This is a genomic window from Arthrobacter sp. UYP4 (assembly GCF_057291175.1).
In genome coordinates, this window is record NZ_JBXAVU010000001.1 from 90,054 (window position 1) to 106,098 (window position 16,045).

The following is a 16,045-nucleotide window of genomic DNA, read 5'->3' on the forward strand; positions in this document are numbered from 1 at the left end:
GCGGCCCCCCGCTGTCGGGGAGCCGCCGTCGTCGTCGGTGCGGGTGCTGCTAGACGCCGTAGTAGAGCTCGAACTCGTAGGGGTTCGGGCGCAGCGAGAGCGGCTTGATCTCCATCTCGCGCTTGTACTCGATCCAGGTGTCGATCAGGTCCTGCGTGAAGACGTCGCCGGCCTGCAGGAACTCGTTGTCCGCCTCGAGGGCCAGCAGGGCCTCCTCGAGGGAGCCGGGGGCCTTCTGGATGTCCTTCGCTTCCTCGGCCGGAAGCTCGTAGAGGTCCTTGTCGATCGGATCGGCGGGCTCGATGCGGTTCTTGATGCCGTCGAGGCCTGCCATGAGCTGCGCGGCGAAGGCCAGGTACGGGTTCGAGGAGGGGTCCGGCGCACGGAACTCGATGCGCTTCGCCTTCGGGTTCGAGCCCGTGATCGGAATGCGGATACCGGCGGAGCGGTTGCCCTGCGAGTAGACCATGTTGACGGGGGCCTCGAAGCCCTTGACCAGGCGGCGGTAGGAGTTGACCGTCGGGTTCGTGAAGGCGAGGACGGCGGAGGCGTGCTTCAGCAGGCCGCCGATGTACCAGCGGGCCGTGTCCGAGAGGCCGGCGTAGCCGCGCTCGTCGTAGAACAGCGGCTGACCGTCGCTCCACAGGGACTGGTGGCAGTGCATGCCGGACCCGTTGTCACCGAAGATCGGCTTCGGCATGAAGGTGGCCGTCTTGCCCCAGGCGTTGGAGACGTTCTTGACGATGTACTTGAACTTCTGCAGGTCGTCCGCAGCGTGCGTCATGGTCGTGAACTTGTAGTTGATCTCGGCCTGGCCGGCGCCGCCCACCTCGTGGTGCGAGCGTTCGACCTCGAGGCCGGCCTTGTCCAGCTCCACGCAGATGGCGTCGCGGAGGTCGGCCTGCTTGTCGACGGGGGAGACCGGGAAGTAGCCGCCCTTGAACGGCGTCTTGTTGCCCAGGTTGCCGCCGACCTCCTCGCGGCCGCTGTTCCAGGGCGCCTCGATGGAGTCCACCTTGTAGAAGCTGCCCTGCGGGGAGGACTCGTACTGGACGTTGTCGAAGATGAAGAACTCGGCCTCGGGGGCGAAGAACGCCGTGTCCGCGATGCCCGTCGAGGAGAGGTAGGCCTCGGCGCGTTCGGCCACGCTGCGGGGGTCGCGGTGGTAGGGGTCGCCGGTGCGCGGATTGACGATGGAGAAGTTCAGCGCGAGGGTCTTCTCGGTGCGGAACGGGTCGATGAACGCCGTCGTCACATCCGGGATGAGCTGCATGTCGGATTCCGCGATGCCCTGGAACCCGCGGATGGAGGAGCCGTCGAAGAGCTGGCCGTGGATGAAGAAGTCCGCGTCGACCGACTTGGCGGGAACGTTGAAGTGCTGCTGCACTCCGGGGAGGTCGGTGAACCGGACATCGACGAACCTGATGTCTTCGTCGGCGATGAACTTGAGGACCTCGTCCGCATTCTTAAACATCGAATCATGCTCCTAACGCATGGCTGGGTGATGACCCGGCGCCAGCGCGTGTCCCTGCACCGCACGGGATGTCACGAGCTCTGGCAGGATGGAACGCTGCCGCCGACTCGTTCCAACTGTAGGAGCGGGCAGTTTCTCGCTGGTGTCGTCATTGTTTCCGGGACGTTACAGAAGGGGAACTGCGCCTCCCACCCTAGCGCCTCCGCGGAGGCGGAGGCATAATGCGGACCCGTCCACCCGGTCCGCGGGTAGGCTGGAACGGTGGTGAACAGAAACGACATCGGCTCATGGATGGAAGGTCCGTCGCCGTCGGGCAACCAGCAGTGGCCCGGGCAGCGGCTCGGACGGCCGGAGTCGGGGCCGGGGTCCATCGCCCGCTTCGGCCCCAGAGCCGGTGCGCTGCTCATCGACTGGATCCTCTGCTCGCTGCTGTCGGCCGCGTTCTTCGGCTACGACGGCTTCGCGACGCTGTACATCTTCCTCGTGGAGCAGGTCCTGTTCGTCGGCTTCTTCGGCTACAGCATCGGGCACCGGCTGCTGCGGATGCAGGTCCAGACGCTCGACGGCCGACCCGCCGGCTACCTGACGGCGCTCATCCGCAGCGTCCTGCTGTGCCTCGTCATCCCGGCGCTCGTCATCGACAGCGACCAGCGCGGACTCCACGACCGCGTCCGCAACACCGGCCTGTTCCGCATCTGAGGACGTCGTCCCGTTCTCAGAGAGAGAGCCCCTCCCGCTGCCGGCGGGAGGGGCTCTCTTCATCAGGATCGGGTGCGGGACTCAGCGTCCCCGCATCGCCTTGCGGTCCGGGCGGGCCTTGAAGGGATCGACGCCCTTCGGGATCGGCATCTTGGTGCCCAGTGCGCTCAGTCGCTTGTCGACGGCGTGGACCTCCTGCTTCGTCAGCGTCTTCTTCAGCTTCTGCACGGCCTTCGGGACCTTGGCGAGCGGGACCTGGCGGTCGCCGCGCCCCGTCTCGATGACGTGCACCGGGACGTTCGGGATGATCCGCGCCATCCTGCGCTTCTCGCCGTCGACCAGTTGCTTCACCCGCGTGGAGGGCCCCTCCGACACGAGGATGACCCCCGGCCGGCCGATGACCCGGAACACCGCGTCCTGTGTGCGGGGGTTCACGGCGACCGGCTGCTCCTGCAGGATCCATCCGCGGCGCAGGACGCTCAACGCTGCACCGGCAGCGCCGGGCTTGCCCTCGATCTGCGAGAACGCAGCACGTTCGGCCCTGCGGGAGAGGATGAAGATCGCCGCGAGGAACGCGAGCGGGATCGCGATGATCATCAGGGTGATGATGTTGTCGATCAGCAGGCCGATCAGCAGGCCCACCGCGATGATGCCGACGAAGGCGAGCAGCATGAACCAGACGGCGCTGGGGTCGTTGCGCCGCGTCATCTTGAAGACCTCGACGATCTGCTTCATCCGCCCGGTCTTCTTCGGCCCCTTCTCCGCTTTCGGCTTGCGGGAGAAAAGACGGCGTTTGGGCGTGGGTGAGCCTGAAGGATCGATCGTGTGCGACATAGTTCTTCGATTCTACGGGATGGCCGGGAAGTGCCGACTGAGCAGGCACCCCGTGGCGGCGGGTGGGAGTCGCGTCAGCCGGCGAGGAGCGAGGAGGCTTCCTGCGAGGCGGAGCCCGACTCGTCGAGGTGGGCGAGTTCGGCCGGCAGTTCGAGCCCCTTCTTGCGCATGGCGCGGGCCCAGAGACGGCCCGCACGGTAGGAGGAGCGGACGAGGGGGCCGCTCATGACGCCGAGGAAACCGATCTCCTCGGCCTCCTGGCTCAGCTCGACGAACTCGCCGGGCTTGACCCACCGGTCGACGGGGAGGTGGCGTTCGCTGGGGCGCAGGTACTGCGTGATCGTGATGAGGTCGCAGCCCGCGGCATGGAGGTCCCGCAGCGCCTCGGAGATCTCCTGCCGCGTCTCGCCCATGCCGAGGATCAGGTTGGACTTCGTCACCATGCCGCGGTCGCGTCCCTGCGTGATGACATCGAGCGAGCGCTCGTAGCGGAACGCCGGCCGGATGCGCTTGAAGATGCGCGGCACGGTCTCCACGTTGTGCGCGAAGACCTCGGGGGCGGCATCGCAGATGGCCGCGATGTGCTCGGGCCGACCGGAGAAGTCCGGGATGAGGATCTCCACGCCCGTGCCGGGGTTCATGCTGTGGATCTGCCGGATGGTCTCGGCGTACAGCCAGACCCCCTCGTCGGGCAGGTCGTCACGCGCCACGCCCGTGACGGTCGCGTAGCGCAGGTTCATGGACCGCACCGACTGTGCGACCTTGAAGGGCTCACTGCGGTCGAGCGGCTGCGGTTTGCCGGTGTCGATCTGGCAGAAGTCGCACCGCCTGGTGCACTCGGACCCTCCGATGAGGAAGGTGGCCTCGCGGTCCTCCCAGCACTCGAAGATGTTGGGGCACCCCGCCTCCTCGCACACGGTGTGCAGCCCCTCCTTCTTCACGAGGTTCTTCATCGCGACGAATTCGGGACCGATGTTGACTTTCGCCTTGATCCAGTCCGGCTTGCGCTCCACCGGCGTCTCGGCATTGCGCGCCTCGATGCGCAGCAGGCGGCGACCCTCGGGTGCAAGGCTCACAGTAAAGCTCCTTCTGACGGGGTGTTCCGGGAGGGGCCGGCCGCGCGCGTGTCGGCGGCGTCGGCAGTGCCGATACGGGGTGCGTCGGTGTCGTCCTCGCCCACCAGCACCGCCTCATTGTTACGCAGTCCGGCCTCTATTAGCGAAACGATCTCCGCGGGAGTGACGGTCCTGCCGCATTCGGCGGAGATGGAGGTGACGCTGGCGTCACTGATCCCGCAGGGGACGATCTGCTGGAACGGCGCGAGGTCGTTGCTGCAGTTGACCGCGAAACCGTGCATCGTGACGCGGTCCTTCACCCGGATGCCGATCGCCGCGATCTTCCGGGCGGGTCGCTCGTCCGTCGCCGCCAGCCATACTCCCGAGCGACCCTCGATCCTGATGCCGTCGATCCCGAAGTGGAGGAGCGAGGTGATGATGACCTCCTCGAGGATGTGGACGTACTCGGCCACGCGGGCCGGATCCCGCAGCGCGAGGATCGGGTACCCCACGAGCTGCCCCGGTCCGTGCCAGGTGAGTTTCCCGCCGCGATCCACCGGGACCACGGGTGTGCCGTCGAACGGTCGCTCGTGGTCCTCCGTCCGCTTGCCCGCGGTGTAGACGGGCGTGTGCTCGAGGAGCAGGACCGTGCTGGGTGCGGTGCCGTCCACGACCTGCGCGTGAAGGGCCTTCTGCCGGTCCCAGCCGTCCGTGTACTCGATGTAGTCCGGAGCGAGTCCGACACGCGACAGTACGAGAGTCATGAAGCAAGGGTAGTCCGGTGGACCGACACATCGCGCCGTCCTGCTCCGCGGTGGCCGCGTCGGGGTCGATCAGCCCTCCGTTCCCTTCTCCGGCAGTTCGAACGTTGCGCGGAGCCGCACGAGCCGCCACTCCCGTTCGGCGCGCCGCACCTCGAAGTGGAGGACGGGGGAGAACCCGCTCGTCTGCGCGCGGAAACGCCAGAAGTCGGCCCTGAGGCCGCGCTTCGGAGCAGTCCCCTGCGACGGAGACGGAGCCACCGGCAGCGCGCGCCAGGTGGACCAGTGCATGCACCCGTCCACGACGTGCCAAGCCGACCCGCGCCAGTGCAGACAGTAGGGCCGTGACTCACCGCCGGTGGCGTCGAACGTGAGTGCGACCGCGTCATCGAACGTCCGCCAGGAGCCGACCGGATCCGCTGGTGAGGGAATCATGACCTACCTGCCTTCGGTGTATCTGAGAATTAAAATTAGAACACATATTCGAAGCCGTGGCCGGGTGGATCAGCGATGCGCTCGGGCCTGTGGATAACGCCGGTCACCCGCTCCCATGCCCTAGAACTGATGCATGAGCGATCCCACGGCATCAGCACGACCCGCGGACCATGCGTCGACCACGGCAACGCTGCACGAGGTCCGGGCGGACGCCCGCTCGACTCCCCCCGATGCCGAGGAGGTCCCCCGGCCGGTGGCCGCGGGCTTCCGGGTCGGACGGCTCCTCGGCCGCGGCGGGACGTCCGCCGTGTGGCTCGTGACCGACGACGACGGTCGATCCTTCGCGCTCAAGGTCCCCGTTGCGCCCCGGACGGCAACGCCAACGCAGGCTTCCCCGACATCCGCCCTGGTCGCGGGACGGCGTGGGCGCCGCGCCGCGGGACCCCCCGACGGTGGATTTCCTCCCCGCGCCGGAGGGCAGCGATCGTCCAACGGTGCCGACGGTGCCGACGGTGCCGACGGGCCGCACGGGCCGCACGGGCCGTCCGATCGGACGGCCGACGACATCTCGCGCGAGCTGCTGACCCTCCAGCGGTTCCGCCACGACCACCTCCTCAGGGTGCTCCGCATCGTGGGAACGGACGCGGGTCCCGGGCTGCTGATGGACCTCGCTCCCGGTGGATCCCTGCTCAACCTGGTCACCAGCCGCGGTCCCCTCCCGATCCCGGAGGTCGTCACGGCCCTGGCGCCCATCGCCCAGGTGCTCGCCCACCTGCACGGTGCCGGGGCACTGCACGGGGACGTGACGCCCGGCAACATCCTCTTCACGCAGGAGGGCAAGCCCCTGCTCGGCGACTTCGGGACCGCGCGGCTCCTGGGGGCCGATCCCGTTCCGGGCGCGGGCACGCCCGGCTTCATCGACCCGCTGCGCGACGGTTCCTTCGACACCGGAGCGGATGTCTTCGCCCTCGCAGCGGTGTCGTGGTTCGCGTTGACCGGCCGCGTCCCCGGGCCCGCCGAGCACCGCCCGCCGCTCGCGCTGATCATCCCGGACGTGCCGCCGCAGCTCATGGAGCTCATCGAGGACGGCCTGGACCCGTCCCGGGCCCGACGGCCTACCGCCGACTCCTTCGCCCGCGTGCTGCTGTCCAGCACCGAGCCGGGGCCGGTCGACCTCGTACCGGCCGTGCATCCCAGCGTGCTGCCGCACCTGCTGACGAGGCGTACGGGCACTGCTCCCTCCGGCCTGACCCGGCGCTGGAAGTGCGTCGCAGGTGGCCGGGGCCGGGACCGGGACCGGAAGGACGGGCGACCGCGTCCGCGCGGGGCGACCGCGGGCCGAAGGACTCCCGGGGTTCCCGCCGTCGGCCGGGGAGGTGTGCGGCCCGGACCCGGGCGCATCCGTACGCTGCTCGCGATCGTCTCTGGGGTGGCTGCCCTCGTGCTGCTGCTGGGGGGCATCGCGCTGACGCTGGGCGGGCCCGGTGCGCCGGGCGCGGACCGACCGGGGGCCGCCACTTCCGGCGGTGTGATCGTCCCGGCCCCGGAGAGGGCGACGGGAGAGGGTTCGGTGGTGGACGGCGGGCGGTCAGGGGGAGCCGCGCAGGAAGAAACCCGGCAGGAAGAAACTCGGCAGGAAGGTGGCGGGCAGGAGAGGGCCGGGGACGAAAGGGCAGGACAGGACGATGCCGCGCAGGGAGGAGCCGGGCAGGAGCAGGCGGCTCCAGGGCCTCCGGATCCGCAGGCGCCGGCCGGGGTCACGCTGGACGCCGACCCGGTCACGGCGCTCGTCGGTCTCGCCGCCCTCCGGGCCGAGGCCTTCGCGACCGCCGATCCGTCCCTGCTGGCGACCGTCGACGTCCAGGGCTCACCCGCGATGTCGGCCGACCAGGAGGCCGTCACCGCGCTCGCGGCCTCGGGGCGGAGCCTCCGGGACCTGTCCATCACGATCCGCGATCCTGCAGCACTCGACGGGGAGGAACAGGCGGCGATGACGGCGGTCGCGGGCCTTCCGGCCTCGACGCCACCTGCCGGCACGGAGGTGTCTCTGGTCCGGGCGACGGCGGCCGTGTCCTCCTACACGGAGGCGGCAGGCCCGGCAGGGCTTCCTGCGGACGCGCCGAGCCCGCTGATGGCAGCGGGCCTGCAGGACCTGATCTTCGTCCTCTGGGACTCCGGAGGCGGCTGGCGCATCCATTCGGTCGTGTCACCCGGGTGAGACGACCGAATGGATGCGCCCGCCGTCCTAGCCGGTGACGCGCCGGTGGACCCAGGCGGCGAGCGCTTCCGGCGTCGGTTCGTCGAAGGTGAAGCCCGCTGCTGTCAGGGCCCGCGGTTCCATGCGCGCGCTGACCAGCAGGAGTTCGTACCCGAGCTGTCCGATAACCGCCTTCAGCAGGGCGCCCGGCACACGGAACCACACCGGGCGGTGGAACACCCGGCCGAGCTGCAGCGTGATCGTATCGAGGGTCGCGGGAGCGGGTGCGCTCAGGTTGACGGGACCGGACAGGGGTGCCGTGAGCAGGAACTCGAGGGCTCGGACCTCGTCGTTCAGGCTGATCCACGGCCACCACTGGCGTCCCGAGCCGAGCGACGTCCCGGCGAACAGCCGGATGGGGACCAGCAGGTTGGGGAGCGCGCCGCCCTCCTTCGCCATCACGATCCCCGTGCGGGCCAGCACGACGCGCACGGCGTCCGGGGCGTTGCGGGCCTCGGCCTCCCAGCGTCGGCAGATATCGGCCAGCAGGGTGTTGCCGGAGGCGGAATTCTCCGTCAGCAGCTCATCATCCCGGTCCCCGTAGTAGCCGGACGCCGACTGGCTGATGAAGACCTGCGGCGGATCGGCGGCCGCGCGCATGGCCTGCACCAGCGTCCGGGTGGGGAGGATGCGCGAGGAGTAGAGGGTCTCCTTGTAGCCCCTCGTCCAGGGACCACCCGCGATGCCCGCGCCCGACAGGTTGATCACGGCGTCGGCGTGTTCCACGGCCGCGACGTCCAGCTCACCCGCGGAGGGGTTCCAGCGGATCTCCCCGGGGCCCTTCGGAGCGCGCCGTACGAGGCGCGTGACCTCGTGGTTCTTCTCGAGCTGGCGGATGAGGGCTGTACCGATGGTCCCGGACGCGCCGGCGAGGAGGATACGCATGGCTCCATCGAACCACTTGTCATCGCCGAGCGGTATGGCGGCGTCGTCGCGGGCGGCGTCCTCGGGCCCCGGCCCTGCAGTGCGCGGCGGTCATCCCGGTGCCAGCGGTCCCGTGGCTAAGATCGACCGATGGACTCCGATTACCTGCGCTATCCGCATATCCACGGCAACCGCGTCACCTTCGTCGCCGAGAACGACGTGTGGGTCGCGCCACTCGAGGGGGGCCGCGCGTGGCGGATCTCGGCCATGCAGCTGGCTGCGAGGAACCCCCGCTTCTCGCCGGACGGCACGACCATCGCCTGGACGGTCGTGCAGGGTGGAGCGCCGGAGGTCGTCGCCGCCGATGTGGAGGGCGGGAATTTCCGCAGACTCACCTACTGGGGCCACCAGAGTACGCGTGTCAAGGGATTCACCGCGTCCGGTGACGTCTTCGCCACGAGTGCGTTCCGCCACGAGGACTCGCGCCTCAGCTGGGCCTACCGCGTGCCGGTCGACGGGTCGGAGCAGACCGTCATCCCCCTCGGTCCCGTGGACACGATCGCCGGGGATCCCCTGTCCGGCAACGGGGAGCCCGTGGTCATCGGCAGCGTCCTCACCCGCGAACCGGCCTGGTGGAAGCGCTACCGGGGCGGCACGGCCGGCAAGTTCTGGATCGACGCCCACGGCAGCGGTGATTTCCGGCGCCTGCTGCCCGAGGTGGACGGCAACCTCGCGGACCCCATGTGGGTGGCCGGCCGCCTCGCCTTCCTGTCCGACCACGAGGGTCACGGCAACCTGTACTCCGTGGACCCGCAGGGTGGCGACCTGCGCCGCCACACCGACCACGACGAGTACTACGTGCGACATGCGAGCACGGACGGCACCGGCGTCGTCTTCGAATCGGCGGGGACCCTGTGGCACCTGCCCTCGCTCGGCGGGGAGGCCGTCCGGCTGTCCATCGCACTCGGGTCGGCGTCGACCGCACGCCGCCCCCAGCCGCTCAAGGTCGATCGCCACCTGGCCTGCGCCTTCCCCACGGCCGACGGGACGGCATCGATCATCGAGGCGCACGGCACCCTGCACTGGCTCACCCACCGGGACGGTCCCTCACGCGTCGTCGAAGCCGCGGCGGGTGTCCGGGCGCGCCTCGGCCGTCCCGTCGGCTCCTCGCGGGTCGCGTACGTCGCGGACACGGAGGGCGAGGAGGCCCTCTACATCCGGGAGGTGTTCGCACCTCCGGGGAGGATCGCGGCGTCCGATGTGTCCGCCGGGGACGGTGAAGCAGCCCGGGTCGGCGCCCAGGCCGTCGCCGCCGACGACGTCCTGCAGCGCGTAGCCTTCGACGGGCGTTTCCGGGCCTCGGCGCTCGCCGTCAGCCCGGACGGTACGCGCATCGCCGTCGCGTCCGAGACGGGGGCGCTGGACGTCGTCACGCTCGCGTCGGGGGAGCGCCGGCGGATCGTCGCGACCGACCAGGGGCCCATCGAGGCCGTGACGTTCTCACAGGACTCGGCGTGGCTGGCCTGGGCGGAACCCATGGCGCAGGAGGGGACGCGCAACCGCGTGCGCCTCGCCGCCGTGGCGGCGCCCGAGGAGGTCATCGATGTCACCGACGGCCGGTTCCGTGACTGGTCGCCCACGTTCACCCGGGACGGGAAGTACCTGGCGTTCCTCTCGGACAGGAGCTTCGACCCCGTCTACGACACCCACCGGTTCGACCTCAGCTTCCCGGCCTCGACGAAACCGTACCTCGTGGCGCTCGCGGCCGGCACGCCGTCCCCCTTCGGACCCACCGCTGCCTCCGCCGGGAAGGACGCCGGGAAGGACGCTGGGAAGGACGCCGGGAAGGACGCCGGGAAGGATGCCGGGAAGGATGCCGGGAAGGACGACACAGCCTCAGAGGCGACGGGCCAGGCCCCGCGCGTCGTCGTCGATGCCGAGCTCCTGATGGCGCGGACCATCGCGCTGCCCGTCGGGCAGGGGACCTACGACGTCCTCCGGGCGGTCGAGGGCGGGCTGCTGTGGACCGCCGGCGACATCGGGGGCGTCACGGGGGACGGCCGTGCATCCTCCTCGGAGGAGGAGCCGCCGCGGCGGCTCGAGCGCTTCGATCTCGCCCGGAGGACCGTCGAGGTCCTCGCGCGGGACGTCGACGCGTACGAGGTCAGCGCCGACGGCTCGACGGCGGTGCACACCTCGGGCGGCAAGGTCACGGCGATCCCCACCGACGGCACGGTCGACGCCGATTCCCCGAGGTACGTCGATGTCACCCTGGACCGCATCCGCGTGATGCTCGATCCGGTCAGCGTCTGGACCCAGGCGTTCGAGGAGGCATGGCGCCTGCAGCGTGATTTCTACTGGACGGAGGACATGGCAGGTATCGACTGGGCGGGGGTCCGGGAGCGGTACCTGCCGCTCGTCGCCCGGCTGGGGAGCCACGACGACCTCGCGGATCTGCTCTGGGAGCTGCACGGTGAACTCGGGACCTCCCACGCCTACGTCGCTCCGGTCCTGGTCACCGAGCCCGGGGGCCACCAGGGGTTCCTCGGCGGGGAGTTCGCGCCGGCCGACGGTGGCTGGGCCGTCACGAAGGTCTTCGCGACGGAGTCCTCGGACCCGAAGGCCGTCTCGCCCCTCAGTGCACCGGGGGCCGCCGTCCAGGCCGGCGACGTGATCGAGGCGATCGATGGCGTACCGGTGCCGGCCGCCTTCGGGCCGGGGGTCCTCCTGGCCGGAGCAGCCGGGGTCACCGTCGAGCTGACGGTGAGGTCCGGTGCCGGCGGAGACTTGGGGGGAGACGCCGTGAAGCGGCGCCGCGTCGCCGTCGTGCCCCTCCGCAGCGAGGAGCGCCTGCGCTACCAGACGTGGGTCGCGGCCAATCGGGCGGCGGTGCAGGAGGCGTCCGGCGGGCGCTTCGGCTATCTGCACATCCCCGACATGGTGGCGCACGGCTGGGGCCAGCTGCACCGCGACCTCGACCGGGAGACGGCACGCGACGCGCTCGTGGTGGACGTGCGCCGCAACCGGGGCGGGCACACCTCGCAGCTCGTCGCGGAGCTGATCGGGCGCCGCGTCACGGCCTGGTCGATGCCTCGGGGAGAAGCGCCGGGCACGTACCCGGCCCACGCACCACGCGGGCCCGTGGTCGTCCTGACCGACGAGTTCGCGGGGTCCGACGGCGACATCATCACGCAGGTCGCCAAGCTGCGCGGGATCGGGCCCGTGGTCGGCACGCGGACGTGGGGCGGCGTCGTCGGTATCGACGGGCGCTTCAAGCTCGCGGACGGGACGGGCGTGAACCAGCCGCGCTACGGCTTCCACGTGACGGATGGGATCGGCTGGTCCATCGAGAACCATGGCGTGGATCCGGACGTCGAGGTGCCCTTCCCGCCGCACGCCCACGCGGCGGGCGAGGACCCCCAGCTCGAGCGGGGCGTCGGGATCCTGCGGGACCTGCTCGCCGAGGATCCCGCCGCTGTGCCGCCGGCCAGGGAGGGCTACCCCGCGCTGAGGCCCGGGCCGCTGCCGCCGCGTCCGCAGGACCTCCGCGGCCAGTAGTCCCACGGCTGCGGGCGAGAACGAGCAGGGACCCCGGACGATGTCCGGGGTCCCTGCTCGTTCTCGTGCGGAGCTCAGCCCTGGAGCGTCGCGGTGAGCGAGATGTCCTTGACGGCGGCGAGGGCCTGCGACACAGGGCAGCCCTCCTTGGCGGCCTGCGCCAGGCGCTGGAAGTCCTCCTCGGACAGGCCCGGCACGGTGGCGTCGAGAGTCAGTCGGATGGCCGTGATGCCTGTTCCTGGCTGGAAGTCGACCTCCGCCTTCGTCTCGACGCGCTCGGGTGTCTTCCCCTCTTCGCCGAGGGCGTGGCTGAAGGCCATCGAGAAGCAGGCGGAGTGCGCGGCGGCGATGAGTTCCTCGGGGCTCGTCTTGCCCTCGGACTGCTCGGCACGCGCCTTCCAGGTGACGTCGTAGGTCCCGATACCGGACGAATCCAGCGTTACCTGGCCTGAGCCGGAGGGGAGGTCGCCACTCCAGACGGTGTGGGCTGTGCGTACGGTAGCCATGGTTCTCCTTGCGGTCGGACCGGCGCGGATGTCACGCCGGGGTTCTTCATACCCATCCTAGGGAGCCCCGGGGCGGAGTTCCATCACGGGGGCGGCCTCCGCCGGGCCTCGAGCGGTCCTCCGGCGCGGCAGGGCGGTAGAACGCACAGGAAGCCGCCTCCCTGGTGGGAAGCGGCTCCTGTGCGGCCGGCCGGAGCCGGGGATGGACTACAGGCCGAGATCGGCCTCGAACGCGCCGCCCTCGAGGCGGGCCTTCAGCGTCTGCAGGAAACGACCCGCATCCGCGCCGTCGACCAGTCGGTGGTCGTAGGTCAGGCTCAGGTACATCATCGACCGGATGGCGATGGTGTCGTCGCCGTCGACGCCCGTGATGACCACGGGGCGCTTGACGATGATGCCCGTGCCGAGGATGCCCACCTGCGGCTGGTTGATGATCGGGGTGTCGAAGAGCGCTCCGGCCGACCCGATGTTCGTGATCGTGAAGGTGCCGCCCGAGAGTTCGTCGGGACCGATCTGGCCGTTGCGGGTGCGGGCTCCGACGTCGGCGATCTTCTTGGCGAGTCCGCCGAGGTTGAGGTTGCCGGCGTCCTTGATGACGGGGACGAGCAGGCCCTTCTCGGTGTCCACGGCGATCGCGAGGTGCTCGGCGTCGTGGTATGTAACTTCCTTCTTCTCCTCGTCGAAGGACGCGTTCAGCTTCGGGTGCTGCTTGAGCGCCTCGGTGACCGCCTTCGAGATGAAGGGGAGGAAGGTGAGCTTCGCGCCGTTCTGTGCCTGGAAGGTGTCCTTGGAGGACGCACGCAGCTTCGCGATGCGCGTCATGTCGACCTCGATCACCTGGGTGAGCTGGGCGGAGACCTCAAGCGATTCGCGCATGCGCTTCGCGATGGTCTGCCGGATCCGCGGCGCCTTCTCGACGGTGCCGCGGAGCTTGGACGGCTCGACGGCGGGAGCGGCAGGCTTCGACGGCGCGGCCGGAGCCGATGCCGCGGGCGCCGACGGTGCGGCGGGAGCCGGCTGCTGGGCCTTCTCTGCCTCCGCTGCCTCGAGGACGTCCTGCTTGCGGATGCGTCCACCGACGCCGGTCCCCTTGACGGTGGACAGGTCGACCTTGTTCTGGTTCGCGAGGCGGCGGACCAGGGGAGTCACGTAGGCGGTGGCGTCCTGGTTCCCGGAGTCCTCCGACGGCGCCGGCTCCTGCGCTGCGGCCGGCTTCTCCTCGGCGGCGGCTGGCTCGGCGGCGGCGGGCTCGGGAGCGCCGCTGGCGTCGTCGTCGGGCTCGGAGGTCGTCGATGCGCGCTGTGCCTCCTGGCCTGCGCCCTGCTTCTCGGTGGGGGCGTCGTTGCGCTCCTCGGCCGGTGCGGCCACGAGCGGCTCACCCGACGCGGCCTCGACCTTCTTCGGCGCGGACGCGCCCGATCCGATGACCGCGAGGACGGCGCCGACCTCGGCGGTCTCGTCCTCGTTGACGCGGATCTCCTGCAGCTTGCCGGCCACGGGCGAGGGGATCTCGGTGTCGACCTTGTCGGTGGAGACCTCGAGCAGGGGCTCGTCGACCTCGACGTCGTCGCCGACGGCCTTGAGCCAGCGCGTCACGGTACCCTCGGTGACGCTCTCGCCGAGAGCGGGGAGGGTGACCTCGGTGCCTTCGCCGGAATCGGAATCGTCGGAGGTCTCACTCGCTGCGGGTGCGGCATCCGCCTGGGGGGCTTCCTCGGCGGCGGGCTGCTCGGGCTCGGCCGGGGCCTCCTCGGCGGCGGGAGCGGCGCTGCCGGCGTCGGAGGAACCGCTACCCGAACCGTCCCCGATGCGTACCAGCGGTGCGCCGACCTCCGCGGTCTCGTCCTCCGCGACCAGGATCTCCTCGATGACTCCGGCGATGGGCGAGGGGATCTCGGTGTCGACCTTGTCGGTGGAGACCTCGAGGAGGGGCTCGTCGACCTCGACGCGGTCACCGACCTGCTTGAGCCAGCGGGTGACGGTGCCTTCGGTGACGCTTTCACCGAGAGCGGGCAAGTTCACGGATTCAGACATAATGCGCCCGTTTCTCCTTCATAGATCGTTCCTTGGCAGCTGGTCGACGACCGGGGCCCGCTCAGCTGGACGTGCTTGCAATTCCTGGTTCCGAGCTTAGTCCACGCCCTCGGGGCGTGGACCAGGCTCGGGGTGGTGCGGGTGCCCGGCTCAGCCGTGCAGCGGCTTGCCGGCGAGGGCGAGGTGCGCCTCGCCGAGCGCCTCGTTCTGCGTGGGGTGGGCGTGGATCAGCGGGGCGACGTCCTCGGGGTACGCCTCCCAGTTGACGATCAGCTGGGCCTCACCGATCTGCTCGCCCATGCGCGTGCCGAGCATGTGCACGCCGACGATCGGGCCGTCCTTCTCACGGACGAGCTTGACGATGCCGCCGGTGCCGATGATCGAGCTCTTGCCGTTGCCGGCGAGGTTGTATTCGTGCGTCTCGACGCGGTCGTCGCCGAACTTCTCGCGTGCGGCCTTCTCGGTGTAGCCGACCGATGCGATCTCGGGATCGCTGTAGGTGACCTTGGGGATGTTGAGGTCGGCGACGACGACGGGCTTGAGGCCGCCGATCTCCTCGGCGACGAAGATGCCCTGCTGGAAGCCGCGGTGGGCCAGCTGCAGTCCGGGGACGATGTCGCCGATCGCGTAGATGTTGCCGACGCCGGTGTGGAGGCGCTCGTCGGTGATGACGAACCCGCGGTCCATCGTGAGGCCCGCTTCCTCGTAGCCGAGGTTCTGCGTGACGGGGCCGCGGCCGACGGCGACGAGCATGAGATCGGCCTCGAACGTCTTGCCGTCCTCGAGGGTGACGACGACGCCGTCGTCGTTCTGCTGGACCGACTTGAACCGGGTGCCGGTGTTGAACTTGATGCCGCGCTTCTTGAACGCCCGCTCGAAGTTCTTGACGATCGACGCGTCCTCGTTCGGGACGAGGGAGGGAAGCGCCTCGATGATGGTGACGTCCACGCCGAAGGACTTCCAGACGGACGCGAACTCGCAGCCGATGACGCCGCCGCCGAGGATGACCACGGTCTTGGGGACGAAGTCCATCGTGAGGGCCTGGTCGGAGGTGATGACCTTGCCGCCGATCTCGAGGCCGGGGAGGCTGCGCGAGAAGGAACCGGTGGCGAGGATGATGTGCTTGCCGGTGTAGACGGTGCCGTCGACGTCGATGGTGTTCTGCGACGCGAGCTTGCCCGAGCCCTCGATCACCGTGATGCCCTTGGACTTGATGAGGCCCTGGAGTCCGCGGTACTTGCCGGCGATGATGCCGTCCTTGTACGCGTTCACGGCGTTCATGTCGATGGACTCGAAGGTCGCCTTCACACCGTACTTCTCGGAGTCGCGGGCGCCGTCGGCGATCTCGGCCGAGTGCAGGAGTGCCTTGGTCGGGATGCAGCCGTTGTGGAGGCAGGTGCCGCCCAGCTTGCCCTTCTCGATGAGCCCCACGGTGAAGCCCAGCTGCACCGCACGGAGTGCGGCAGCGTAGCCGCCGCTTCCTCCACCGAGTACCAGGATGTCGAATTCTTGCGCAGTTGCCGATCCGGCCACTTGAACGCTCCCTCGCGTGGTCTGTTGACGCGCAG

At 69.9% G+C, this 16,045-nt stretch carries 12 protein-coding genes; 3 read left to right on the forward strand and 9 right to left on the reverse strand.

Annotated elements, in window-relative coordinates; all coding sequences use genetic code 11:
* Window positions 1-49 precede the first annotated feature (49 nt).
* Window positions 50-1,474, reverse strand: coding sequence for a type I glutamate--ammonia ligase (glnA, locus tag AC0Z9V_RS00385; RefSeq protein ID WP_133081677.1), 1,425 nt, complete (start codon window positions 1,472-1,474; stop codon window positions 50-52).
* A gap of 261 nt (window positions 1,475-1,735) precedes the next feature.
* On the opposite strand from glnA, the gene AC0Z9V_RS00390 reads away from it, so the two are divergent.
* Entirely contained in the window at window positions 1,736-2,173 is a 438-nt protein-coding gene (locus AC0Z9V_RS00390) for an RDD family protein (RefSeq protein WP_133081678.1), read from the forward strand.
* An 81-nt stretch (window positions 2,174-2,254) separates the two neighbouring features.
* On the opposite strand, the gene AC0Z9V_RS00395 is transcribed toward AC0Z9V_RS00390, so the two are convergent.
* The 4 genes from AC0Z9V_RS00395 to AC0Z9V_RS00410 all read right to left on the reverse strand — a co-directional run bounded on the left by AC0Z9V_RS00395 (window position 2,255) and on the right by AC0Z9V_RS00410 (window position 5,258).
* Window positions 2,255-3,007, reverse strand: a complete 753-nt coding sequence (locus AC0Z9V_RS00395) for a DUF4191 domain-containing protein (protein ID WP_208740932.1) — start codon at window positions 3,005-3,007, stop codon at window positions 2,255-2,257.
* A 74-nt stretch (window positions 3,008-3,081) separates the two neighbouring features.
* Window positions 3,082-4,083, reverse strand: a complete 1,002-nt coding sequence (lipA, locus tag AC0Z9V_RS00400) for a lipoyl synthase (protein ID WP_133081680.1) — start codon at window positions 4,081-4,083, stop codon at window positions 3,082-3,084.
* The gene (gene lipB / locus AC0Z9V_RS00405; RefSeq protein ID WP_485140371.1) at window positions 4,080-4,826 is read right to left on the reverse strand and encodes a lipoyl(octanoyl) transferase LipB; all 747 of its coding nucleotides are present in this window, start codon (window positions 4,824-4,826) and stop codon (window positions 4,080-4,082) included. Before lipB ends, lipA begins: the two co-directional genes overlap by 4 nt.
* Before the next feature lie 69 nt (window positions 4,827-4,895).
* Window positions 4,896-5,258, reverse strand: a complete 363-nt coding sequence (locus tag AC0Z9V_RS00410; protein ID WP_485140372.1) for a hypothetical protein — start codon at window positions 5,256-5,258, stop codon at window positions 4,896-4,898.
* A 133-nt stretch (window positions 5,259-5,391) separates the two neighbouring features.
* Between AC0Z9V_RS00410 and AC0Z9V_RS00415 the strand changes: the two genes are divergently transcribed.
* Window positions 5,392-7,476 carry a protein kinase domain-containing protein gene (locus AC0Z9V_RS00415; RefSeq protein WP_485140373.1) on the forward strand — a complete coding sequence of 695 codons (2,085 nt, stop codon included), beginning with the start codon at window positions 5,392-5,394 and terminating at the stop codon, window positions 7,474-7,476.
* A 27-nt stretch (window positions 7,477-7,503) separates the two neighbouring features.
* Here AC0Z9V_RS00415 and AC0Z9V_RS00420 read toward each other — a convergent pair whose 3' ends face one another.
* Window positions 7,504-8,400, reverse strand: a complete 897-nt coding sequence (locus AC0Z9V_RS00420; RefSeq protein ID WP_485140374.1) for a TIGR01777 family oxidoreductase — start codon at window positions 8,398-8,400, stop codon at window positions 7,504-7,506.
* 129 nt (window positions 8,401-8,529) lie between these two features.
* Between AC0Z9V_RS00420 and AC0Z9V_RS00425 the strand changes: the two genes are divergently transcribed.
* Entirely contained in the window at window positions 8,530-11,937 is a 3,408-nt protein-coding gene (locus AC0Z9V_RS00425; protein ID WP_485140375.1) for a S41 family peptidase, read from the forward strand.
* Between the two features lie 74 nt (window positions 11,938-12,011).
* Here the strand turns inward: AC0Z9V_RS00425 and AC0Z9V_RS00430 are convergent, their stop codons facing one another.
* The 3 genes from AC0Z9V_RS00430 to lpdA form a co-directional block, all read right to left on the reverse strand.
* On the reverse strand, window positions 12,012-12,443 hold the full coding sequence (locus AC0Z9V_RS00430; protein WP_133081686.1) for an OsmC family protein: 432 nt from the start codon (window positions 12,441-12,443) through the stop codon (window positions 12,012-12,014).
* 207 nt (window positions 12,444-12,650) lie between these two features.
* Window positions 12,651-14,477, reverse strand: coding sequence for a 2-oxoglutarate dehydrogenase, E2 component, dihydrolipoamide succinyltransferase (gene sucB / locus AC0Z9V_RS00435; RefSeq protein ID WP_485140376.1), 1,827 nt, complete (start codon window positions 14,475-14,477; stop codon window positions 12,651-12,653).
* Between the two features lie 150 nt (window positions 14,478-14,627).
* A complete protein-coding gene (gene lpdA, locus AC0Z9V_RS00440; RefSeq protein ID WP_133081688.1) occupies window positions 14,628-16,010 on the reverse strand; it encodes a dihydrolipoyl dehydrogenase in 1,383 nt (460 codons plus the stop codon).
* Window positions 16,011-16,045 lie beyond the last annotated feature (35 nt).

Excerpts from the sequence above, each read along its gene's own strand:
- glnA (WP_133081677.1), bottom strand. The coding sequence starts at position 1,474 with ATGTTTAAGAATGCGGACGAGGTCCTCAAGTTCATCGCCGACGAAGAC.
- AC0Z9V_RS00395 (WP_208740932.1), bottom strand. The coding sequence starts at position 3,007 with ATGTCGCACACGATCGATCCTTCAGGCTCACCCACGCCCAAACGCCGT.
- lipB (WP_485140371.1), bottom strand. The coding sequence starts at position 4,826 with ATGACTCTCGTACTGTCGCGTGTCGGACTCGCTCCGGACTACATCGAG.
- AC0Z9V_RS00410 (WP_485140372.1), bottom strand. The coding sequence starts at position 5,258 with ATGATTCCCTCACCAGCGGATCCGGTCGGCTCCTGGCGGACGTTCGAT.
- AC0Z9V_RS00415 (WP_485140373.1), top strand. The coding sequence starts at position 5,392 with ATGAGCGATCCCACGGCATCAGCACGACCCGCGGACCATGCGTCGACC.
- AC0Z9V_RS00420 (WP_485140374.1), bottom strand. The coding sequence starts at position 8,400 with ATGCGTATCCTCCTCGCCGGCGCGTCCGGGACCATCGGTACAGCCCTC.
- AC0Z9V_RS00425 (WP_485140375.1), top strand. The coding sequence starts at position 8,530 with ATGGACTCCGATTACCTGCGCTATCCGCATATCCACGGCAACCGCGTC.
- AC0Z9V_RS00430 (WP_133081686.1), bottom strand. The coding sequence starts at position 12,443 with ATGGCTACCGTACGCACAGCCCACACCGTCTGGAGTGGCGACCTCCCC.
- sucB (WP_485140376.1), bottom strand. The coding sequence starts at position 14,477 with ATGTCTGAATCCGTGAACTTGCCCGCTCTCGGTGAAAGCGTCACCGAA.